This window comes from Saccharopolyspora sp. 7B, from assembly GCF_020177435.1.
GTDB classification, from domain to species: domain Bacteria; phylum Actinomycetota; class Actinomycetes; order Mycobacteriales; family Pseudonocardiaceae; genus Saccharopolyspora_C; species Saccharopolyspora_C gregorii.
Genome location: NZ_JAIUKC010000151.1, coordinates 1 through 21,771, shown reverse-complemented (window position 1 = coordinate 21,771; position 21,771 = coordinate 1). Strand labels below are relative to the sequence as shown.

At 73.3% G+C, this 21,771-nt stretch carries 18 protein-coding genes; 11 read left to right on the top strand and 7 right to left on the bottom strand.

Going from position 1 to position 21,771, the window contains the following annotated elements; genetic code table 11:
• The first annotated feature begins 317 nt into the window (after positions 1-317).
• Entirely contained in the window at positions 318-1,082 is a 765-nt protein-coding gene (locus LCD33_RS22210) for a 3-hydroxyacyl-CoA dehydrogenase (RefSeq protein WP_224959834.1), read from the top strand.
• A 187-nt stretch (positions 1,083-1,269) separates the two neighbouring features.
• Positions 1,270-2,007, top strand: coding sequence for a GAF and ANTAR domain-containing protein (locus LCD33_RS22205; protein WP_224966882.1), 738 nt, complete (start codon positions 1,270-1,272; stop codon positions 2,005-2,007).
• 16 nt (positions 2,008-2,023) lie between these two features.
• On the opposite strand, the gene LCD33_RS22200 is transcribed toward LCD33_RS22205, so the two are convergent.
• On the bottom strand, positions 2,024-2,674 hold the full coding sequence (locus tag LCD33_RS22200) for a TetR/AcrR family transcriptional regulator (protein ID WP_224966883.1): 651 nt from the start codon (positions 2,672-2,674) through the stop codon (positions 2,024-2,026).
• 182 nt (positions 2,675-2,856) lie between these two features.
• On the opposite strand from LCD33_RS22200, the gene LCD33_RS22195 reads away from it, so the two are divergent.
• The 3 genes from LCD33_RS22195 (at position 2,857) to LCD33_RS22185 (ending at position 7,565) form a co-directional block, all read left to right on the top strand.
• Positions 2,857-4,392, top strand: a complete 1,536-nt coding sequence (locus LCD33_RS22195) for an acyl-CoA synthetase (protein ID WP_224966884.1) — start codon at positions 2,857-2,859, stop codon at positions 4,390-4,392.
• A 69-nt stretch (positions 4,393-4,461) separates the two neighbouring features.
• Positions 4,462-5,607 carry a thiolase family protein gene (locus LCD33_RS22190; RefSeq protein ID WP_224959839.1) on the top strand — a complete coding sequence of 382 codons (1,146 nt, stop codon included), beginning with the start codon at positions 4,462-4,464 and terminating at the stop codon, positions 5,605-5,607.
• Positions 5,608-5,909: 302 nt separating this feature from the next.
• On the top strand, positions 5,910-7,565 hold the full coding sequence (locus LCD33_RS22185; RefSeq protein WP_224966886.1) for a class I adenylate-forming enzyme family protein: 1,656 nt from the start codon (positions 5,910-5,912) through the stop codon (positions 7,563-7,565).
• Between the two features lie 22 nt (positions 7,566-7,587).
• On the opposite strand, the gene fdxA is transcribed toward LCD33_RS22185, so the two are convergent.
• Both fdxA and LCD33_RS22175 read right to left on the bottom strand, forming a co-directional pair.
• A complete protein-coding gene (fdxA, locus tag LCD33_RS22180) occupies positions 7,588-7,905 on the bottom strand; it encodes a ferredoxin (protein ID WP_224959841.1) in 318 nt (105 codons plus the stop codon).
• 66 nt (positions 7,906-7,971) lie between these two features.
• On the bottom strand, positions 7,972-9,351 hold the full coding sequence (locus LCD33_RS22175) for an NAD(P)/FAD-dependent oxidoreductase (protein WP_224959842.1): 1,380 nt from the start codon (positions 9,349-9,351) through the stop codon (positions 7,972-7,974).
• A 143-nt stretch (positions 9,352-9,494) separates the two neighbouring features.
• Between LCD33_RS22175 and LCD33_RS22170 the strand changes: the two genes are divergently transcribed.
• The 3 genes from LCD33_RS22170 to LCD33_RS22160 all read left to right on the top strand — a co-directional run bounded on the left by LCD33_RS22170 (position 9,495) and on the right by LCD33_RS22160 (position 14,360).
• Positions 9,495-9,719 (top strand): hypothetical protein, encoded by a 225-nt coding sequence (locus LCD33_RS22170; RefSeq protein WP_224959843.1) that lies wholly within the window; start codon positions 9,495-9,497, stop codon positions 9,717-9,719.
• 392 nt (positions 9,720-10,111) lie between these two features.
• Positions 10,112-10,768 (top strand): response regulator transcription factor, encoded by a 657-nt coding sequence (locus LCD33_RS22165; protein WP_224959844.1) that lies wholly within the window; start codon positions 10,112-10,114, stop codon positions 10,766-10,768.
• Entirely contained in the window at positions 10,743-14,360 is a 3,618-nt protein-coding gene (locus LCD33_RS22160; protein ID WP_374108145.1) for a HAMP domain-containing protein, read from the top strand. The genes LCD33_RS22165 and LCD33_RS22160 overlap by 26 nt, the downstream gene beginning before the upstream one ends.
• On the opposite strand, the gene LCD33_RS29055 is transcribed toward LCD33_RS22160, so the two are convergent.
• Entirely contained in the window at positions 14,361-14,495 is a 135-nt protein-coding gene (locus tag LCD33_RS29055) for a hypothetical protein (protein WP_255615664.1), read from the bottom strand.
• A 228-nt stretch (positions 14,496-14,723) separates the two neighbouring features.
• On the opposite strand from LCD33_RS29055, the gene LCD33_RS22155 reads away from it, so the two are divergent.
• Positions 14,724-16,706 (top strand): cellulase family glycosylhydrolase, encoded by a 1,983-nt coding sequence (locus LCD33_RS22155; protein WP_224978236.1) that lies wholly within the window; start codon positions 14,724-14,726, stop codon positions 16,704-16,706.
• A 76-nt stretch (positions 16,707-16,782) separates the two neighbouring features.
• Here the strand turns inward: LCD33_RS22155 and LCD33_RS22150 are convergent, their stop codons facing one another.
• Complete coding sequence (locus LCD33_RS22150) at positions 16,783-17,850, bottom strand: tartrate dehydrogenase (RefSeq protein ID WP_224959848.1); 1,068 nt, start codon at positions 17,848-17,850, stop codon at positions 16,783-16,785.
• A gap of 68 nt (positions 17,851-17,918) precedes the next feature.
• Positions 17,919-18,854 (bottom strand): LysR family transcriptional regulator, encoded by a 936-nt coding sequence (locus LCD33_RS22145; RefSeq protein WP_224978235.1) that lies wholly within the window; start codon positions 18,852-18,854, stop codon positions 17,919-17,921.
• A gap of 81 nt (positions 18,855-18,935) precedes the next feature.
• On the opposite strand from LCD33_RS22145, the gene LCD33_RS22140 reads away from it, so the two are divergent.
• A complete protein-coding gene (locus LCD33_RS22140; RefSeq protein ID WP_224959850.1) occupies positions 18,936-19,892 on the top strand; it encodes a PHP domain-containing protein in 957 nt (318 codons plus the stop codon).
• 169 nt (positions 19,893-20,061) lie between these two features.
• On the opposite strand, the gene LCD33_RS22135 is transcribed toward LCD33_RS22140, so the two are convergent.
• Positions 20,062-20,853, bottom strand: coding sequence for a dioxygenase (locus tag LCD33_RS22135; RefSeq protein WP_224978234.1), 792 nt, complete (start codon positions 20,851-20,853; stop codon positions 20,062-20,064).
• Between the two features lie 82 nt (positions 20,854-20,935).
• Here LCD33_RS22135 and LCD33_RS22130 point away from each other — a divergent pair, with 82 nt between their 5' ends.
• Entirely contained in the window at positions 20,936-21,424 is a 489-nt protein-coding gene (locus tag LCD33_RS22130) for a MarR family winged helix-turn-helix transcriptional regulator (RefSeq protein WP_224959852.1), read from the top strand.
• Positions 21,425-21,771 lie beyond the last annotated feature (347 nt).

Here is a 21,771-nt window from a genome sequence, read left to right as displayed (position 1 = left end):
GGGCCGGGGGGGGCGGGGGGGGGGGGGGGGGGGGGGGGGGGGGGGTGCGGGGGACCAAACCCCCCCGGGGCCCCTAATGGTGCCCCCCCGGCCCGGGTGTCCAGGTCCGGTCCTCCCAATTTTTTTGGCCCCCGGGCCCGTTCACTCGGGCCTGGCAGGCGGGGTGAACGGGCCGCTCGTCCGATCTGGTCGGTTCAATGGTCCGCCCACCCCGGTTCGGTGGCGGATTCTTGCGGTCGGTGCGCCGGGTGCCGTAGAAAACGGTCATTGCTGACTGGTCGGGGCCCGGGTGGTCCCGCTGGGACGAGGAGGAGCGCATGGACATCACCGGCGGCGTCGCAGTCATCACCGGAGGGGCGTCCGGGCTCGGGTTGGCCACCGCGAAGCGGCTGGTCGCGGCCGGTGGCAGCGTCGTGCTGCTGGACCTGCCCACCTCGGCGGGCGAGCAGGTCGCCGCCGACCTCGGCGAGCGGGCCCGGTTCGCCGCGGCCGACGTGACCGACGAGGACCAGGTCGCCGCGGCGCTCGACGCCGCCCGGGAGCTCGGGCCGCTGCGGGTGGTCGTGAACTGCGCGGGGCTCGGCAACGCGCTGCGGGTGGTCAGCCGCAAGCACGGCGCGTTTCCGCTCGCGGCCTTCACGAAGATCATCAACATCAACCTGATCGGCACCTTCAACGTGCTGCGCCTCGGCGCCGAACGGATGATCACCCACGAGCCGGTGGGGGAGGAGCGCGGCGTCATCATCAACACCGCCTCCGCCGCCGCGTTCGACGGCCAGGTCGGGCAGGCCGCCTACTCCGCGTCCAAGGGCGGCGTCGTCGGCATGACGCTGCCGATCGCCCGCGACCTTGCCGAGCACCGCATCCGGGTGGTCACCATCGCGCCCGGCCTGTTCAACACCCCGCTGCTGGCCGGTGCCTCCGAGGAGGTCAAGGCGTCGCTGGGCGACCAGGTCCCGCACCCCTCGCGGCTCGGCGAACCCGACGAGTTCGGCGCGCTCGCCGAGCACATCGTCGCCAACCCGATGCTCAACGGCGAGGTCATCCGCCTCGACGGCGCCATCCGCATGGCCCCGCGCTGAGCGTCCGGTGGTGCGTGATCCGGCCTGCCCGCCGCGGGATTGCGGCGGGTGTGCTGCGGGCCCTCGGATGAGAGGGTCTCAGCACGCAGCGTCGAAGGTCGGGTCGCGCCACCCGGACGTACGGCCCGGCCGAGTCGTGCGGGACCACCTGGCGCCGCACGGCGAGCTACGAGCCGGAGGAGTCGCCGTGACCGATGATCAGAACCCGCGCCACGGACTCGCGCGCACCATGAGCACGCTCGCCAGGAACCTGGAAGCGGAATCGAGCGAGGAGGAGACCCTGGCCGGCATCGTGCGGTCCGCCGTCGGGACGGTGCCCGGGGTCGTCTCCGGCGGGATCACGCAGGTGCACCGGCGGAAGGTGCGGGCGCGGGTGCCGACGGAAGAACTGGTGCGGCTGTGCGACGAGGCGCAGCAGGAGCTGGGCGAAGGGCCGTGCCTGGACGCCATCTGGGAGCACGAGACCGTGCTGGTGGACGATTTCGCGACGGAGACCCGCTGGCCGCGCTTCGCGGAACGGGCGCACCGGCTCGGGGCGAGCAGCCTGATCTCGTTCCGGTTGTTCGTGCAGCAGGACACCCTGGGAGCGTTGAACCTCTACGGCGGCCACGACGTCCGCTTCGGCGAGGAGAGCCGCCTGATCGGTGAGATCTTCGCGGCGCACGCCGCGTTGGCGCTCTCCGGTGCGCGAGAACAGCGCCAGCTCGGCGAAGCGGTGGCGTCGCGGGACGGGATCGGCCAGGCGAAGGGGCTGCTGATGGCCCAGTACGGCATCTCCGGTCAGCGGGCGTTCGACCTGCTGGTGCGGGCGTCGAAGGAGGCCAACATCAAGCTGACCGAAGTGGCCGCCTGGGTGGTGCGCGAGCACGAGAACCCCGGCGATGCCCCCCGTCCCGCGACCGGCTCGGACCGCTCCGAGCGGTGATCGCGCCCGGCCTCGGTCAGTCCTCGTCGTCCAGCAACCGGTGGGCCAGGTCCTTCCACAGCGCCAGGTGCGGGTCGGTGGCGGGGGAGCGGTCCTCGAAGGCGTAGGGCATCGCCGCGCCGCGCATGCTGGTGAACAGCAACTCCCGCAGCAGCTCGTACCGCGGGTGCGCGCGCACCGCGGGGCCCCAGATCCCGTCGGTGGCCTCCCGGATCGCGGCGCGCAGCCCGCGCTCCTCCGGCAGCAGCGCCGCGGCCAGCGCCGGGTTGGTGCGCGCGGCCGTCCACAGCTCGATCGCCGCCCAGAAGTGCGGTTCCTGGAACGTCGCCCACAGCAGTTCGATGCACCGGTCCACCCGCGCGCGGCCGTCCGGTTCGTCGGCGAGCTTGTGCTCGGCGTGCACGCTGGTCTGCGCGAGCCGCGTGTTCGCCAGGTGCTGCGCGGCCGCCACCAGCAGTCCGTCCCGGGACGGGAAGTGGTGCAGCAGCCGCCCGCGCGACACCCCGGCCTTCGCCTGGATCACCAAGGTGGAGGCGCCCGCGTAGCCGTGCTCGATGAGGCAGTCCACGGCGGCGTCGAGGATCAGCGCTCTGCTGTCGGCGGTGCGCTCCTCGCGGGTGCGCGGTGCGCCGGGAGCCGTCGTCTTAGCCGTGCCGGACCGAACCACCCGGTCAGCGTACCCGTCCCGGAAAACCTCCCGGCAGGGAAGCAGTCGGCATTGACCGTCGTGGTGCGGCGGTGCCAGGCTCGGGCCGGGCCCGGTGCCCGCACCGGGTTCCGCCGTGGCCTCCGCCGCTTCGCCGGGCCGCGGAGGCCCGCGGCGTGGCCGAGGTTCGAGGAGGAACCGCCATGTACCCAGGTGCCCACGCCGCGACCGACCCGGACCGGCCCGCCGTGATCATGGCGGGATCGGGCGAGCGGTTGACCTACGGGGAGCTGGAGGAGCGGTCGATCCGGCTGGCGCACGCGCTGCGCGAGGTCGGGCTGCGCCGCGGCGACGTGGTGGCGCTGCTGACCGACAACACCCCGCCCGCGTTCGAGGTGTACTGGGCCGCGGTGCGCTCCGGGCTCTACGTCACCGCCGTCAACAGCCACCTCACCCCGGCCGAGATCGCCTACGTCGTCGAGGATTCCGGCGCGGGCGCGCTCGTGGTGTCCGCCGCCCTGGCCGCGGCCGCCGCCGAGGTGGCCGCGCTGGTGCCGGGGTTGCGGGTGCGACTCGCCTTCGGCGGCGAGGTCGCCAGGTTCGCCGACTACGAGGCCGCGCTGGCCCGCTGCTCGCCGCGGCCGCCGGCGGACCAGCCGCGCGGCGCGGACATGCTGTACTCGTCCGGAACCACCGGGCGCCCCAAGGGGATCCGCCCGGAACTGCCCGACCGGCAGGTGCACGAGGAAGGCGACGTGCTCACCCCGGTCGTCGCGCGGCTGTACGGGATCGGTCCCGGTTCGCGGTACCTCTCGCCCGCGCCGATCTACCACGCGGCGCCGCTGCGCTACTGCGCGTCCACGCACGCGCTTGGCGGGACCGTGGTGCTGATGGAGAAGTTCGACCCGGAACTGGCGCTGCGCTCGATCGAACGCCACCACGTCACGCACAGCCAGTGGGTGCCGACGATGTTCGTGCGGATGCTGAAGCTGCCCGCGCAGGTGCGCAACCGCTACGACCTCTCCAGCCACCGCGTCGCGGTGCACGCGGCCGCGCCGTGCCCGGCCGAGGTGAAGCAGGCGATGATCGAGTGGTGGGGGCCGATCCTGCTGGAGTACTACTCCTCGACCGAGGGCATCGGCATGACGTTCATCGATTCCGCGCAGTGGCAGCGGAAACCCGGTTCGGTGGGGCGCGCGGTGCTCGGTGAGCTGCGGATCTGCGCGGACGACGGCCGCGAGCTGCCGCCCGGCGAGGTCGGCACCGTGTACTTCGCCCGCGAGGAGCAGTCCTTCGAGTACTGGGGCGACGCGGCGAAGACCCGGTCCGCGCGGCATCCGGAGCACCCGGCCTGGGCGACGGTCGGCGACGTCGGTTACCTGGACGACGAGGGCTTCCTGTTCCTCACCGACCGCAAGGCGTTCATGATCATCTCGGGTGGGGTAAACATCTACCCGCAGGAGGTCGAGGACCTGCTGGCGCTGCACCCGCGCATCGCCGACGTGGCGGTGATCGGCGTGCCCGACGCGGAGATGGGCGAGTCGGTGAAGGCCGTGGTGCAGCCCGCGGCCGGTGCGGAACCGGGCCCGGAACTGGAGCGGGAGCTGCTGGAGTACGTGCGCGCCCGGATCGCGCACTACAAGGTGCCCAGCAGCGTCGACTTCCTCGCCGAACTGCCCCGCACGCCGACCGGGAAGCTCGTGAAGGGCGCCCTGAAATCCCGGTACGCGTCCGCGTGACCGTCACGCGGAGCCGGTCGATCTCGTTGACGGTCAGAGTTGACCGTTTTTCTCGGTGGGAGGAACACCATGCGTGACGCGGTGATCGTGGAAGCCGTCCGCACCCCCGTCGGCAAGCGCGGTGGCGCGCTGTCCGGAGTGCACCCCGTCGACCTGTCCGCCCAGGTCCTCGAAGGGCTCGTCGGCCGGGCCGGCCTCGACCCCGGCGAAGTCGACGACGTCATCTGGGGCTGCGTCGGCCAGGTCGGCGAGCAGACCCTCGACATCGCCCGCAACGCCGTGCTCGCCGCGGGCTGGCCCGACACCGTCACCGGCGTCACCGTCGACCGCCAGTGCGGCTCCTCGCAGCAGTCCGCGCACTTCGCCGCCGCCGGGCTCATCGCCGGGCACTACGACGTCGTCATCGCGGGCGGCGTCGAATCCATGAGCCGCGTCCCGATGGGCAGCGCCGCCCAGGGCGCCGACCCCTTCGGGACCCGACTGCTCGACCGCTACCTGGGCGACCCGCCGAACCAGGGCATCGGCGCCGAGATGATCGCCGAACGCTGGGGGTTCAGCCGCACCCGGCTCGACGAGTTCAGCCTCGCCTCGCACGAGAAGGCCGCCGCCGCGCAGGACTCCGGCGCCTTCGACGGCCAGATCCTGCCCATCACCGCACCCGACGGCACCGTCGTCGACCGCGACGAGGGCATCCGCCGCGGCGGCACCACCGACAAGCTCGCCGGGCTCAAGCCGGCCTTCCGCGAGGACGGCGTCATCACCGCCGCCAACAGCTCCCAGATCAGCGATGGTTCCGCCGCGCTGCTCATGACCACCAGCGAGAAGGCCGCGCAGCTCGGACTCCGCCCCCTCGCCCGCGTGCACACCGCCTCGCTCGCCGGGGACGACCCGGTCATCATGCTCACCGCGCCCATCCCCGCCACCCGCAAGGCCTTGCGGCGCAGCGGGATCGAGCTCGACCGGATCGGCGCCTTCGAAGTCAACGAGGCCTTCGCGCCCGTCCCGCTCGCCTGGCTCGCCGAGATCGGCGCCGACCCGAAGACCCTCAACCCGCTCGGCGGCGCCATCGCCCTCGGCCACCCCCTCGGCGCCAGCGGCGCGCGGATCATGACCACCCTGGTCCACCACCTGCGGGACACCGGAACGCGGTACGGGTTGCAGACCATGTGCGAAGGAGGCGGCCAGGCCAACGCGACGATCCTGGAGCTGGTCTGAGGTCCCACCGCCCGTCCCGCCCGCTTCCGCCGCGCGGCACCGGGGTGAGCGGTTCCCCCGCTGCCCGTTCCCCCGGTGCGGCCGCGATTTCTGCCGCAGGGCCAGGCGCGGCGACATCGCCGTCCTCGCGGGGGAACCGCTGCGAACCCGCGCCACCGGAGCCCCGGCCGTGCTCGTCCCGTTCGTCCGGAGGTGCCCGGCGCGGCGGCGGTTCGGGGGCTGGTCCCGAGACCGTCCGGTACCGCAGACTGGATCCGATCGTGGAATCGACCGGTCGGCGTGGACCGGGGAGGAGTCGCGGCATGGCGGATCGGGAGCGGTTGCTGGCAGGCCTGACCGGACCGGGCGGCGAGTTCGAACTGGTCGACGCCGAGGTCCGCGGCATCCCGATGCGGGTCTACGCGACCGGACCGCAGACCCTCCGCGACGTGCTGATCAGCACCGCCGCCCACGGCGACGCCGACTACCTGGTGTTCGGCGAGCAGCGCTGGAGCTACGCCGAACACCTGCGGACCGCCGCCGGGCTGGCCCGGAGCCTGCGCGCCGACTTCGGCCTCGACCCGGGCGACCGGGTCGCGATCGCGATGCGCAACTACCCGGAGTGGGCGCCGATCTTCTGGGCCGTGCAGGCCGCCGGACTCGTCGCGGTACCGCTGAACGCGTGGTGGACCGCGCCGGAACTGCGCTACGCGCTGGCCGATTCCGGGGCGCGCGTGCTGTTCGCCGACGCCGAACGGGTCGCCGAGCTCGCCCCCGACTTCGGCGACCTCGACGTCGTGCAGGTGCGCGGGGACGGCCCGCCCGAAGGGGTGCGCTGCTGGGCGGACCTGCTCACCGGCCTCGATCCGGTGGACTCGCTGCCGGACGTGGTGGTGGCACCGGACGACGACGCGACCATCATGTACACCTCCGGCACCACCGGACGCCCCAAGGGCGCCGTCGCCAGCCACCGCAACCACTGCACGAACCTGTGGAACATGGCGCTCGGCCGCCGTGCCGGGCAGCTCGCCGCCGGTGTGGAACCCGGCCCCGACGCGCGGATCGGGGTGCTGCTCACCTTCCCGATCTTCCACATCGCCGGCCTGTCCGGGATGTGCTCGGCGACCCTCGCCGGGGCGAAGATCGCCACCCTGTACCGCTGGGACGCCGACGAGGCCATCGACCTGGTGCGGCAGGAACGGCTCACCACGCTGGCCGGCGTGCCCACCGTGCTGCGCGACCTCGCCCGGCACGCCGACGGCGACCTGTCCACCGTGGAAGTGGTGAACATGGGCGGAGCGCCGATCCCGCCGGACCTGGTGGGGCTGGTGCACACCGCGTTCGCCCCGGACGTCGCTCCCGGCAACGGCTACGGGCTCACCGAGACCACCTCGGCGGTGGTGAACAACACCGGGCCCGAGTACGTCGAGCACCCCGACAGCGTCGGCCGCTGCGTCCCCGGCGCTCAGCTGCGCGTCGTCGACCCCGGCACCGAGCAGGACCTGCCCGACGGCGAGATCGGTGAGCTCTGGTTCCGCGGGCCCAACGTGGTGCGCGGCTACTGGAACGACCCGGAGTCCACCGCGGCCGCGTTCAGCGACGGCTGGTTCCGCACCGGCGACCTCGGGCACCGCACCGACGGGCGGGTGCACGTGGTGGACCGGATCAAGGACATCGTCATCCGCGGCGGCGAGAACGTCTACTGCGCCGAAGTGGAGGCCGCGCTGTTCGAGCACCCCGACGTCGCCGACGCCGCCGTGGTCGGCGTGCCGCACCGCGAGCTCGGCGAGCAGGTCGCCGCCGTGGTCCGGCTGCACGACGGCGCGAAGGCCGGGGCGGACGAGCTCCGCGCCCACGTCGGCGAACGCCTCGCCGCGTTCAAGGTGCCCGAGAAGGTGCACCTGCGCACCGGGCCGCTGCCGCGCACCAGCACCGGCAAGGTCCTCAAGCGCGACCTCCGCCGCGAACTCGCCCCCTGACGTCCCCGGGCGGCCACCCGGGTCAGGCCATCGGCGGGAGGTCGGAGATCGGCGGGACGTCCCGGTCCACCTTGCCGACCGAGGCCGCGCCGCCCGGCGAACCGAGCTCGGTGAAGAACTCCGCGTTCGCCTGCGTGTAGGCGGCCTGCTCGTCCGGCACGTCGTCCTCGTAGTAGATCGCCTCCACCGGGCAGACGGGTTCGCAGGCGCCGCAGTCGATGCACTCGTCCGGATGGATGTAGAGCATCCGGCCGCCTTCGTAGATGCAGTCCACCGGGCACTCGTCCACGCAGGAGCGGTCCAGCACGTCCACGCACGGTTCGGTGATCACGTAGGTCAACGGGGCCTCCGAACATCGGTTCCACCTGGCGGCCTCCCCGGTGCGGGCCCCGCTCAAACCTCCCGCTCAGCCGGTGCCGAGGTCCTCCAGCGCCGCCGAGATGGCCCGGTGGAACGTCGGGTAGGCCCAGATCTGCTGCCGCAGCACCGCCAGCGGCACCTCCGCGTGCACCGCCACCGACAGCGCCCCCAGCACCTCACCGCCGCCGGGGGCCACCGCCGTCGCCCCGACCAGCACGTCCCGGTCCGCGTCGGCCACCACCTTGACCAGACCGTCGTTGCCGGGGCCGTGGATGAAGCCGCGCGGCGTGGCGGGGAGCTGCGCGATGCCGGTGCGCACTCGGAACCCCCGCTCCAGCGCGGCGGATTCGGTGAGCCCGACCATGCCCACCTCCGGATCGGTGAACGTCACCGACGGCACCGCCCGGTAGTCGGCCGCGGGACCACCGGTGCCGAGCAGGTCGGCCGCCGCGATCGGCGCCTGGTGTACGGAGACGTGGGTGAACGCGCCGTGCCCGGTGACGTCACCGATCGCCCACACCCCGTCGGCGGCGCGCAACCGCCCGTCCACCGGGATCGTGCGGGCGTTCTCGTCGAGCCCGACCGCGCCGACGCCGAGCTCCGCCAGGTCGGTGCGCCGCCCGGTCGCCACCAGCAGCCGCCGCACCCGCACCGGCTCGCCCCCGTCGAACTCGACGCGGAACAGGTCCCCGTCGTGCGAGACGCGCCGCACCGCCGTTCCGGTGCGCACGTCGACTCCCTCGGCACGCAGCACCCGCTCCAGCACCGCGGAGGCCTCCGGTTCGGCCGGGCCGAGCACGCGTTGCCCGTTGTCGACGAGGGTGACGGCGCTGCCGAACCGGGCGAAGACCTGGGTGAACTCCAGTCCCACCGGCCCCGCGCCGAGCACCAGCAGCGAATCCGGCGCCTCCCGCGCCGCCACCGCCTCCCGGTTCGTCCAGTAGGGCGTGCCCGCGAGACCCTCCACGGGCGGCACCACCGGCTCGGTGCCCGGGTTGAGCACGATCCCCCGGCGCGCGTGGAAGGTCCGCGGCTGCGCGCCGCCGGTCACCGTCACCTCGCCGGGAGCGGTGATGCGGCCGCGGCCGCGCACCAACCGGCCGCCGGTCTTCTCGAACCGCTGCACCGCGGCCGCGTCGTCCCAGCCGGTCGTGGCCTCGTCCCGGATCCGGTCCGCGACCGGGGTGAAGTCGGGCCGCACCGTCGCGGAACCGGCCAGTTCCGGCACCCGGCGGGCCTCGCCGAGCGCGTCCGCGCCGCGCACCATCATCTTGGTCGGGATGCACGCGTAGTACGGGCACTCGCCGCCGACCAGCCGGGCCTCCACGGCCACCACGTCCAGCCCCGCCGTGGCCAGGCGCCCGGCGACGTCCTCCCCACCGGGCCCCATGCCGATCACGACCACGTCGACCTCTTCGGCTGCCATCCGTCGCTCCTCGTTCGCGTCGTCGTCCCGAGGTCCGGCGTCCCGGTCACCTCTGCCGCCCCCAGCGCACCACTGCCGCGCCGTCGCCGCACGCGCCTCGCCGCTGTCCTGCGACGAGTCGCGAGGGTGGCTACAACGGAACCATGGCCGACACCGACACCACCGAACTCGCACCCGGGCAGAGCGTCCCGCGGGACAACGGCGAACGGCTGGGGCGGTCCGCCGCCGGGCACCTCGTCCAGCTGCGCCGCCGCGTCGCCGAACCCGGCTTCGTCGTCACCACCGCGGCCGAGGACCGCGACGCGGTGCTCACCGCCGAGTGGGCGCACGCCAACGCCGCCTTCGACCGCCTCATGCGGGACGGCTGAGGCCGCGCTGCGCCGTTCGCCGCACCGCCGTGGGCGCCGTTCCGTGACCTGGGCGCAACCCAGGTGGAACAACCGGGGGGTGCACTGGGGTGCACGAACCTTGCCACGGTGCCCTCCAGAGGAGGCGGTGCAGCGATGATGACCTGTGCGAGTTGCCGCGAACCGATCCCGTCCTCCAGCCCGTCCGACGACTTCTGCCGCGAGCAGTGCCAGCTGTCCTGGTACGCCCGCCGCCTCAGCCCGGGGCTGGGCGGCACCGCGGTCGTCCCCGTTTCCCCGCTCGAACTGCGAGATCGACGCCACTCCGCCCCGGGCGCATAACGCCCGCTCGTGCCTATCCTGGTCGGTGCCCTGGTGTCCGCGGTGATCCACGAGGGAGGCCGGCGAGCGAGATGGCGATGCGCGTGTTCGTGGTCGACGACCACGAGGTGATCCGGCGGGGTGTGGCGGCCCTGGTGAAATCCGACCCCGAACTGGAGCTGATCGGCGAGGCGGCGTCCGCGACCGAGGCGCTGGCGCTGGTGCCGCAGCACGACCCGGACGTGGCGGTGCTCGACGTGCGGCTGCCCGACGGCAACGGCGTGGAGCTGTGCCGGGAACTGCGATCGCGGCAGCCGGGCCTGCGGTGCCTGATGCTCACCTCGTTCGACGACCACGAGGCGCTGCTGGACGCGATCCTGGCCGGGGCGTCGGGCTTCGTGCTCAAGGGCGTGGTGAGCGAGGAGCTGCTCAGCGCGCTGCGCACCGTCGGCTCCGGCCGCTCGCTGCTGAGCCCGAAGAAGACCGAGGCGATGCTGTCCTGGCTGCGCCGCGAGCAGGAGCGCGCCGACCCGCTGCGCGAGCTGACCTCGCGGGAGCGGGAGGTGCTGGAGCTCATCGGCGAAGGACTCACCAACCGCGAGATCTCGCAGCGGATGTACCTCGCCGAGAAGACCATCAAGAACTACGTGTCGCAGATGCTGGCGAAGCTGGCGATGCGCCACCGCAGCGAGGCCGCCGTGCTGGCCACCGAGCTGCGGCTGGATCGCGGCGCGCGCGGCAAGGGATGACCCGGTGACCGCCGACCCCGGGCGGGAGCGGCTGCTCGCCGGTCTGCGGGACCTGCGGGACGGCAACTTCCGCCGCAGGCTCGCGGTCGCCGGCCCGGACGCGGAGCTGGCCGCGGCGTTCAACGACCTCGCCGAGCGCAACCAGCGGCTCATCGCCGAACTGCGCCGGGTCACCGGCTCGGCGTCGCGCGGGGAGTGGCCGCGCCCGGCGGCCGCGTTCGGCGGCACCGGCGGCTGGCGGGAGGCCGAACGGGCCGTCGAGGAACTGCTGGACTCGCTGCTGCGGCCCGTCGGCGAGCTCAGCCGCGTCCTCGGCGCCGTCGCCGCCGGGGACCTGTCGCAGCGGATGCCGCGCCGCTCCGGGGAGCGGCTGCCCGGCGGGCTCGGCGACGTCGCCTCCCGGTTCAACGACCTGCTCGACCAGCTGTCGCTGTTCGCCTCCGAGGTGACGCGGGTGGCCCGGGAGGTCGGCAGCGAGGGCAGGCTCGGCGGTCAGGCGCAGGTGCCCGGCGTGGCCGGGACGTGGCGCGGGCTGACCGACTCGGTGAACCTGATGGCCGACAACCTCACCGCGCAGGTCCGCAACATCTCGCAGGTCGCCGCGGCGGTGGCGCGCGGCGACCTCAGCCAGAAGATCGACGTGGACGCGCGCGGCGAGATCCTGGAGCTGAAGAACACGCTGAACACGATGGTGGACCAGCTCTCCGCGTTCGCCGACGAGGTCACCCGCGTCTCCCGGGAGGTCGGTACCGAGGGCAAGCTCGGCGGGCAGGCGCGGGTGCCGGGCGTCGGCGGCACCTGGAAGGACCTCACCGACAACGTCAACCTGATGGCCGACAACCTCACCGCGCAGGTCCGCAACATCGCCGCCGTCGCCTCCGCGGTCGCGGGCGGCGACCTGTCCAAGAAGATCACCGTGGAGACCAAGGGCGAGGTCGCCGCGCTGGCCGCGACGATCAACGGCATGGTCGAGACCCTCGGTTCCTTCGCCGAGCAGGTCACCCTGGTGGCCCGCGAGGTCGGCACCGAAGGCATCCTCGGCGGGCAGGCGCGGGTGCCGGGCGTCGCCGGGACGTGGAAGGACCTCACCGACAACGTCAACCTGATGGCCCGCAACCTGACCAACCAGGTGCGCAACATCGCCCAGGTCACCACCGCCGTCGCCGGGGGAGACCTGTCCAAGAAGATCGACGTGGACGCGCAGGGCGAGATCCTGGAGCTCAAGACCACGATCAACACGATGGTGGATCAGCTGTCCGGGTTCGCCTCCGAGGTGACGCGGGTGGCCCGCGAGGTCGGCACCGAGGGCAAGCTCGGCGGCCAGGCGGAGGTCGCCGACGTCTCCGGCACCTGGCGGCGGCTCACCGAGAGCGTGAACCGGCTCGCCGGGAACCTCACCACCCAGGTCCGGGCCATCGCCGGGGTCGCCAACGCCGTCACCAGCGGTGACCTCACCCGGCAGATCACCGTGGAGGCCAGCGGCGAGGTCGCCGAGCTCAAGGACGACATCAACGCGATGATCTCGAACCTGGCCGAGACCACCCGCACCAACGAGGAGCAGGACTGGCTCAAGACCCACCTCACCCGGCTGTCCGGCCTGATGCGCGGCCGCGCCGAGCTGCACTCCCTCGCCTCGCTGATCATGACCGAGCTGGTGCCGCTGGTCTCCGCGCAGTACGGCGCGTTCTACCTGGCGCTGCCCGGTTCGGACGGTGCGCCGGAGCTGACCCGCACCGCCGCCTACGGGCTCCCGCACGCGGGCACCCCGGAGCGCTTCGAGCTGGGGCAGTCGCTGGTCGGGCAGGCCGCCGCGGACCGCACCACGATCCTGGTGCGCGAAACCCCGCCGGAGTACCTGCGGATCAGCTCCGGGCTGGGCGCGGCGAAACCGGTCGGCGTGGTCGTGGTGCCGGTGCTGTTCGAGGACGAGGTGCTGGCCGTGCTGGAACTGGCCTCGGTGCACGAGTTCAGCGCGCTGCACCTGGACCTGCTGCAACGGCTGCAGGAGACCATCGGGGTGGAGGTCAACACGATCCTCGCCAACACCCGCACCGAGGAACTGCTGGCCGAATCGCAGCGCCTCGCCCGCGAGCTGCGGGCCCGGTCCGAGCAGCTGGAGCAGCAGCAGAACGAGCTGCAGCGCTCCAACTCGGAACTCGCCGAGAAGGCCGAGCAGCTGGCCGCCCGCAACCGGGACATCGAGATCAAGAACAGCGAGATCGAGCAGGCCCGCCAGCAGCTGGAGGAACGCGCGGGCGAGCTCTCCCAGGCCTCGGCGTACAAGTCGGAGTTCCTGGCGAACATGTCGCACGAGCTGCGCACCCCGCTGAACAGCTCGCTGCTGCTGGCGAAGCTGCTCGCCGACAACGTCGACGGCAACCTCACCTCGCAGCAGGTGGACCTGGCCCGCACCATCCACGCCGCGGGCAGCGACCTGCTGGCGCTGATCAACGACGTGCTGGATCTGTCCAAAGTGGAGGCGGGGCGGATGACGGTGCTGCCGGAGGACGTGCCGACCGCCGAACTGGTCCGGCACCTGGACGCCCAGTACCGGCCGGTCGCCGAGGACAAGGGGCTCGAATTCACCGCCGTGGCGGGGGATTCGGTGCCCGCGACGATCCGCACCGACCAGAGCAGGCTGGAGCAGATCCTGCGCAACCTGCTGTCGAACGCGGTGAAGTTCACCGAACGCGGCTCGGTGCGGTTGCGCATCGACCGGGACCGCGGCTCCGGGCAGGTCGCGTTCTCGGTCGCGGACACCGGGATCGGGGTGCCCGCGGGCAAGCTCGGCCGGATCTTCGAGGCGTTCCAGCAGGGCGACGGGACGATCGTGCGCGAGTTCGGCGGCACCGGGCTGGGCCTGTCGATCAGCCGGGAGCTGACCGCGCTGCTCGGCGGGCGGCTCGCCGTGGACAGCGAACCGGGCCGCGGCAGCACGTTCACCCTGCTGCTGCCGCCGGAAGGCCCCGATGCCGAGCCGGACGCCGAGGACGACCCCGCGCCTCCGGCGGCGATCGCCGGGCTCACCGCCCCGCCGGTGGCCGAGCTCGCCCCGAGCAGCGCGGAGGTGCACTTCGACGTGGCCGCCGAAGGCATCGATCCACCGCTGCTGGACTGGGAATCCACCGCCTCGTTCGGCGAGCTCACCGGCGCGGAACCCGGCGAGGGGCGCGACGCGGTGCCGCGGTTCACCGGCCAGCGGGTGCTGGTGGTCGACGACGACCCGCGCAGCGTCTACGCGCTCACCGCCCTGCTGGAGCAGCGCGGCCTGCGGGTGGTGCACGCGGACAACGGGATCGCCGGGCTCGGTGCGCTGCAGGAGAACGAGGACGTGGCGATCGTGCTGATGGACGTGATGATGCCGGAGCTCGACGGGGATTCCACGATCCGAACCATCCGGCGGATCCCGCGGCACCGGGGCCTGCCGATCATCGCGGTGACGGCGAAGGCGATGCCGGGGGACCGGGAGCGCAGCCTCGAAGCCGGGGCGACCGAGTGCGTGACGAAACCGGTGGACGCGGAGCGGTTGCTGCGGCTGCTGGCCGAGCAGCTCGGGCTCGACCCGGGACCGGGGCCCGGCCCGGGAGCCTGATCAGCGCTCGTCGTCGGTGGTGGGGAGCTCGGCGAGCTGTTCGCGCAGCCGCTGCGCCCAGACGAGGTCGCGGGCGAAGGTCGCGTCGAAGTGGTCGACGCCGTGCTGGTGCCGAGGTTCCGGTCCGGTGCTCATGGTGGGTCCAGCGGTTCGGGATTCCGGGGGTCGGGGATTCCGGCCCCGCTCGGGGGACTGACGAGGCCGGAAACGTCCAGCGTAGGCGCCGTGGTCCCGGTACCGGGAACCGGGGTCGCGGGTGCTCGCGGGCGCGGGTCGGTGCGCATTGCGCCGAACGAATGAAAGATGAACGCTGTTCACGTTTCATGGTTGTGGGTGGACCGCCCGGTTCGTAGCTTGTGGCGCATGATCCGCTCGCTCGGCGCCGCCTGCGCGCTGTCGCTGGTCGCGTTCCCGCTCCCGCTCGCGCACGCCGCACCGCCGCCCGCCGAGGTCGCCCGCGCCGCAGCACTCGACGTACCCCGCGCCGATGCACTCGCCGACGTCCCCGGCGCCGCAGCGCCCGCGGACGTCCCCGGTGCCGCAGCGCCCGCGGACGTCCCCGGTGCCGCAGCGCCCGCGGACCCGCCCGGCGCCGCGGCGCCCGCCGACGCCGCCGCCCGCACCCTCACCCTCGTGCCGTCCGCGAACGGAGCGTCCTACCGCGACGGGCACGGCCGGGAGGTCGTGCTGCGCGGCTTCAACATCTCCGGCGAGGTCAAGCTCGCCGAGAACGGCAACCTGCCCTTCGCCGACACCGCGGACGCCCGCGAATCGGCCACCGCGCTGCGCGAGAGCACCGGCGCCAACGCCGTCCGCTTCCTGCTGTCCTGGGAACGGGTGCAGCCCGCCCCGGACCGCATCGACCACGACTACCTGCGCCAGGTCACCGAGCAGATCGCCGCGTTCGCCGACGCCGGGTTCTGGGTGCTGCCCGACTACCACCAGGACCTCTACTCCCGGCACCTGTTCCGGCCTGACAGCTGGTACACCGGCGACGGCGCACCGGACTGGGTCGTCGACGGCGGCGACTACCCGCCGGAGAGCTGCGGGATCTGCGTCCACTGGGGGCAGAACATGATGAACAACCAGGCGGTGAAACAGGCCAAGGCCGACTTCTGGCACGACCGCCGCATCCCCACGGAAGCAGGCCTGGTCGGTGTGCGGGAGGCGTTCCTGGACCAGGCCGAGATCACGCTGCGCCACCTGGCCACCCACCTCACCCCGGCCCAGTTCCAGCGCGTCCTCGGCTTCGACCCGATGAACGAGCCGCACGCCGGGGAACTCGACGACGGCCAGGACGCCGCCGAATGGGAACGCGACCTGCTGTGGCCGTTCTTCGAGGAGTTCCGGGCCGCGATGGACCGCGCCGGCTGGCAGGACAAACCTGCCTACGTCGAACCCGCGCTGTTCTGGAACAACAACGTGCCGTTCGTGCGGGAGCCCGGCGGGTTCACCGAGCTCGACGCGCTCGGCACCCGGTACGTGTTCAACGCGCACTTCTACCACGCCCTCGCCCAATCCGGGCTGTACGGGAAGGCCCGGGACGGGGAGAACTCCGCGGACTTCGCCGAGATCCGGGACCGCGCCGCCGACCTCGGCACCACCGGGTTCGTCTCCGAGTTCGGGCATCCGCTCGGCGGGAACACCGCCGAGAAGTTCCCGACCGTCCTCAAAGGCCTCTACCAGGGCATGGACTCCCGGCTGCCCGGCGCCGACTGGTGGCAGCGGCCCGCCGAATCCGGGCCGGTGCTCTCCGGAACCCAGTGGCAGTGGGACGTCTACCACGACAGGCACCACGAGGAGATGAACGGGAACCCGGAGAAGGTGCGGACCGACGCCGACGGGTGGAACGGCGAGGACTTCTCCGTCGTGCACCGCGACGACACCGGCACCCTCGGGCTGCGCGCCGACCCCCGGGTGCTGGACCGGCTGTACCCGCGGGCGGTGGACGGCAGCACGCTCGCGTTCAGCTACGAGGACCGCTCCCGCGACGGGGACACCACCCTCACCTGGAACCGGATCCCCGCCGCACTGCCCGCGCTGCGCGAGGTCGTCGGCGACGGGCAGCCCCCCGCGCTCGTGTGGCGGGACGGGCCGGGGACCGCGCCGACCGAGCTGCACCTGCCCGCGACCTTCGGCGAGCGCGCCACCACCGTGCTCTCCGACCTCGACGCGGACGCCGTTCGCCGCACCGAAGACTCCCGGCTGCTGCTGTCGGCGCCCGACGACCCGGGCGCGGTGCACGTCGCGCTCATCGCCAACGGCCCCGGCGCTCCCGCCCCCGACCGGCTCGCCGCGGCGCGGGCGGAACTCACCGGCTGGCTCCAGCACAACTTCCCCGGCTGAGCCGCGCGCCCGGCCGCGGACCCGCGTGCCGCGTACGCGCGAGCCGCGCACCCGCGAGGTGCGCGGCCCGCCGCGGTCACGCCGCGCCGATCTCCGCGGCGATCGCCTTCCCGAGGTCCGCGGTGCTCGCCGACCCACCCAGGTCCGGAGTGCGCACCGCGCCCGCCGCCAGCACCGACTCGATCGCCCGCACCACGTCCGCGGCGGCGTCCTGCTCGCCGAGGTGGTCCAGCATCATCGCCGCCGACCAGATCTGCCCGATCGGATTCGCCACCCCGCGCCCCGCGATGTCCGGCGCCGAACCGTGCACCGGCTCGAACGTCGACGGGAACCGCCGCTCCGGGTTGATGTTCCCCGACGGCGCCACGCCGATCGTGCCGGTCACCCCCGGCCCCAGGTCGGAGAGGATGTCGCCGAACAGGTTGCTCGCCACCACCACGTCGAACCGCTCCGGCGACATCACGAACCGGGCGCACAGGATGTCGATGTGGTCCTGGTCCACCGCGACCTGCGGGTGCTCTGCCGCGATCGCCCGGAACCGCTCGTCCCAGTACGGCATCGAGTGGTAGATCCCGTTCGACTTCGTCCCCGACGTGACGTGCGGTTTCCCGATCCGCTCGGCGAACTCGAAGGCGTAGCGCAGGATCCGGTCGGTGCCGTGCCGGGTGAACACCGCCGTCTGCAGCACCATCTCCGCCGGGGTGCCCTCGCCCTGGCGCCCGCCGAGCCGTGAGTACTCGCCCTCGGTGTTCTCCCGCACCACCCAGAAGTCGATGTCGCCCGGCGCCTTGTCCCGAACCGGCGGCGTCACCCCCGGCAACAGCCGCACCGGCCGCAGGTTCACGTACTGGTCGAACTCCCGGCGGATCGGCAGCAGCAGGCCCCACAGCGACACGTGGTCCGGCACGCCCGGGTAGCCGACCGCGCCGAGCAGGATCGAATCGTGGTCGCGCAGCCGGTCGATGCCGTCCGCCGGCATCATCCGGCCCGTCTCCCGGTAGGTCTCGCAACTCCAGTCGAAGTGCCGGTAGCGGAACTCGGTGCCGTACTCGGCGCGCACCGCGTCGAGCACGCGCAGCGCCTCCGGCATCACCTCGGTACCGATGCCGTCACCCGGCAGGACCGCGATCTCGTAGCTGGACATGCCGCCATCCAACGCGGATCTCGCGGCGGCGTCCAAGACCGGCTGCGCATCCGCTTGATAGGCGGTGCCTATCTCCCCAGTTCGTCTCGTCCCGGCGCCGGTTCCTCGCTCGCCGGCCCGAGCTCCTCCCTGGCCAGCGCCAGGTCCAGGAAGCGCTGCGCGGCCGGGGTGAGCGGGGCCGGGCGGTGGATCAGCGAGATCCGCAGCTCCGCCACCGGCTCCAGGTCCAGGACGCGGGCGCCCGCGGCCCGCGCGAACTCCGCCCACCCCGCGGTGAGCACGGCGATGCCCGTCCCGGCCAGCACCAGCGGCAGGATCGCCTCCCGGTGCGCGGTCTCCACCACGATCCGCAGGTCCACGCCCTGCGCGATGATCTCGTCCACCACGTGCCGCATCCGGTTCCCCTCCGGCGAGGTGATCACCCGCTGCCCCGCCAGGTCCGCGCGGCGCAGCACCGCGCGATCCGCCTCCCACGGCCCGCCGGGCGCGGTGACCACCACGAACCGCTGCCGCTCCACCAGGCGGGAACGCAGTCCCGGCAGCGCGAAGTCCTCCGCCGCCCCGATCAGCCCCAGCTCGCTGCGGCCACCGCGCACCAGGTCGGCGGCGTCCGACGGGGTGAACGCGGGCTGCACCGACACCAGCACGTCCGGGCACTCCGCGTGGAACCGGCCGATCATCGCGGTCAGCGGCTGCACCGACTGCGACGGCAGCACCGCCAGCTGCACCCGACCGGACCGCAGGCCCTGCACCGATTCGACGCTCGCCCGCGTCGTGTCCAGGTCGCGCAGCACTTGGCGCGCCGGTTCGAGCATCGCGCGGCCCGCCTCGGTGAGCACCGTCCGCCTGCCCAGCCGGTGGAACAGCGCCACGCCCACGTCCCGCTCCAGCGTCCGCACCGCCTGCGACAGCGAGGGCTGCGCGACGTGCAGGCGCTCCGCGGCCCGGTGGAACCCGCCCTCGTCGACGATCGTGACGAAGTACTCCAGCTGCCGCGCGTCCACCGTGCCTCCCGTTCCCGTCCTGACCCGTGCGCATCCTCCCTCCGCAGTGCGCCCGCGGCGAGGACCGGCTACCAACGGGGGATGGACCCCGGTACCGCGCTGCGGGAGATCGCGTTCCTGCTGGAACGCGCGGACGAACCCGCGTTCCGGGTGCGCGCGTTCCGCCGCGCCGCCGACGTCGTCGCCCAGCACGACGACCTCGAACGACGCGCCGCCGACGGCCGGTTGACCGAACTGCCCGGCATCGGCCGCACCACCGCGGGCGTCATCGAGCAGGCGGTGCGCGACCGCACCCCGGACTACCTGGCGCGGCTGCGTTCCGCCGCGCCCGAACCGGAGGAGGGCCGCGAGCTGCGGGCCCGGGTGCGCGGCGACTGCCACACTCACTCCGACTGGTCCGACGGCGGCAGCCCCGTCGCCGAGATGGCCCGCACCGCGCGGGACCTGGGCCACGAGTGGATCGCGCTCACCGACCACTCGCCGCGGCTGACCGTCGCGCGCGGGCTGAGCGCCGAACGGCTGCGTGCCCAGCTGGAGCTGGTGGCCGAGCTGAACGCCGAACTCGCCCCGTTCCGCATCCGCCCCGGCATCGAGGTCGACATCCTCGACGACGGTGGCCTGGACCAGGACCCCGGGCTGCTCGCCGAACTGGACGTGGTGGTGGCGAGCGTGCACTCCAAGCTGCGGATGCCGCGCCGCGAGATGACCCGCCGGTTGTGCGCGGCGGTGGCGAACCCGCAGGTCGACGTGCTGGGGCACTGCACCGGCCGGTTGCGCTCGAAGCGGCCGCCATCGGAGTTCGACCCGGACGAGGTGTTCCGCGCCTGCCGCGACCACGGCGTCGCCGTCGAGATCAATTCGCGGCCGGAGCGGCTGGATCCGCCGATGGAGTTGCTCGGGCGGGCCTTCGAGCTGGGCTGCCAGTTCGCGATCGACTCCGACGCGCACGCTCCGGGCCAGCTCGACTGGCAGATCCACGGGTGCGCCCGCGCCGAGCGCTGCGGCATCCCGGTGGAACGGATCGTCAACGCGGGCTGAGGTCGTGCCGAGGCGCTCGTCGGGCGTTCTCTCCCGGCGTGCTCGGCAGATGCTCGCCGCGGACCGGCCGGCCTCGCTGCGGACCGGCCCGGCCTCGCTGCGGACCGGCCCGGCCTCGCTGCGGACCGGCCCGGCCTCGCCGAGGACCGGCCGATCTCGCCGCGGGCGGTCAGGCCACTTGGAACGAGCGCTTGGCCAGGCCCATCCAGTAGCCATCGATGAGCTGTTCCGGCGGCGCCTCCGGGTCGGTCGCGGCACCGAGGGTGACGAACAACGGCGCGAAGTGCTCGGCCGTCGGGTGCGCGTACGGCATCCCGGGGGCGTGGTCGGCGTAGGCGGCCAGCTCGTCCACGGCGCCGCGAGCCAGCGCCTCCCCGGCCCACAGGTCGAACTCCTGCGACCAGGTGGGCGCGGCAGCGCGCGGGCTCGGGTCGGTGAGGAACGGCAGCCCGTGCGTGGTGAACCCGGAGCCGATGATCAGCACGCCGTCGTCGCGCAACGGCCGGAGCCTGCGCCCGATCTCCAGCAGCCGGGTCGGGTCCAGGGTGGGCAGCGACATCTGCAGTACCGGGACGTCGGCGTCCGGGTACATCACGGTCAGCGGGACGTACGCCCCGTGGTCGAGCCCGCGTCGTGGCAGGTGCGCGACCGGTTCGGCGTCCGGCATCAGCGCGGCGACCTGCGCGGCGAGCTCCGGGGCGCCCGGGCTGCGGTACTCGGTGCGGTAGTAGCGCTCGGCGAAGCCGGTGAAGTCGTAGGTCAGCGGCGCCCCGGTGTCGGTGGCACCGAGCATCAGCGGCGCGGACTCCCAGTGCGCGGAGATCACCAGGATGGCGCGCGGGCGCGGCAGGGCGGCGCTCCACCCGGCCAGCTGGCCGGTCCACAGCTCGTCGTCGACCAGCGGTGGCGCTCCGTGGCTGAGGTAGAGGGCAGGCATCGGCCCGGGGTGCGGTGCGGTCATCGCCGACTCCTTTGATTGAAGCTTCAAATATTAGGATAGGCAAAGCCGCAGGTCGACTCAACCGGTCTGACAGACTGGTCCGGTGGACGAGCCGCGCTGGTTGACCGACGAAGAGCAGAAGGCATGGCGCCAGCTCGCGATGCTCATGACCCTGCTGCCGCCCGCGCTCGACTCCCAGCTGCAGCGCGACTCCGGCGTCACGCACTTCGGCTACTGGGTGATGGCGATGCTCTCCGAGCGCCCCGACCGGTCGCTGCGGATGAGCGACCTCGCCGCCCGAGCCAGCGCCTCGCCGTCCCGCGTCTCGCACGTGGTGGCCCGGCTGGAGAAGAACGGCTGGGTGCGCCGCGCCCGCTCGGACCGCGACGGCCGCAGCAACCTCGCCGAGCTCACCGACGCCGGGTACCGCAAGGTCGTCGAAGCCGCGCCCGGCCACGTCGAGCGAGTCCGCGACCTCGTGCTCGACGCGCTCACCGGACCGCAGGTCCAGCAGCTGGGGGAGATCTGCGGCGCGATGCTCCGCCGCATCGACCCGGACGGCTACAAGGGCACCCGCCCCCTCACCGACTGACCGCGGAGAGGCTGCGCCCGAAAGACGCCGGAGCCTGCCGGGACAAGATCGAAAATGCGTGGGTTCGGCTTGGAGGGCCGCAGGTTCTCGTGTGCGAGCATCCCGTGGTGGAGCTCGTTTCGCGTCGGCAACCCGTTGTAGGAGCCGGTGGCCGGGGCGGGTGACTCGAACGCGCTTCGGGTTCGGGGCCGGTCGTGGACTGGGAGTGATGCGCCCGCGGAGGCGTCGCCGTCCGGCGCGTCGGCCGCCGGGCGGCCGGGCCCCCGGCCGGCGCGCGGGCCCCCCCCCCCGGGGGGGTGGGGGGGGGGCCGCGCCCCCCGGCCAGGCGCGGGCCCGGTGGGGGGCCG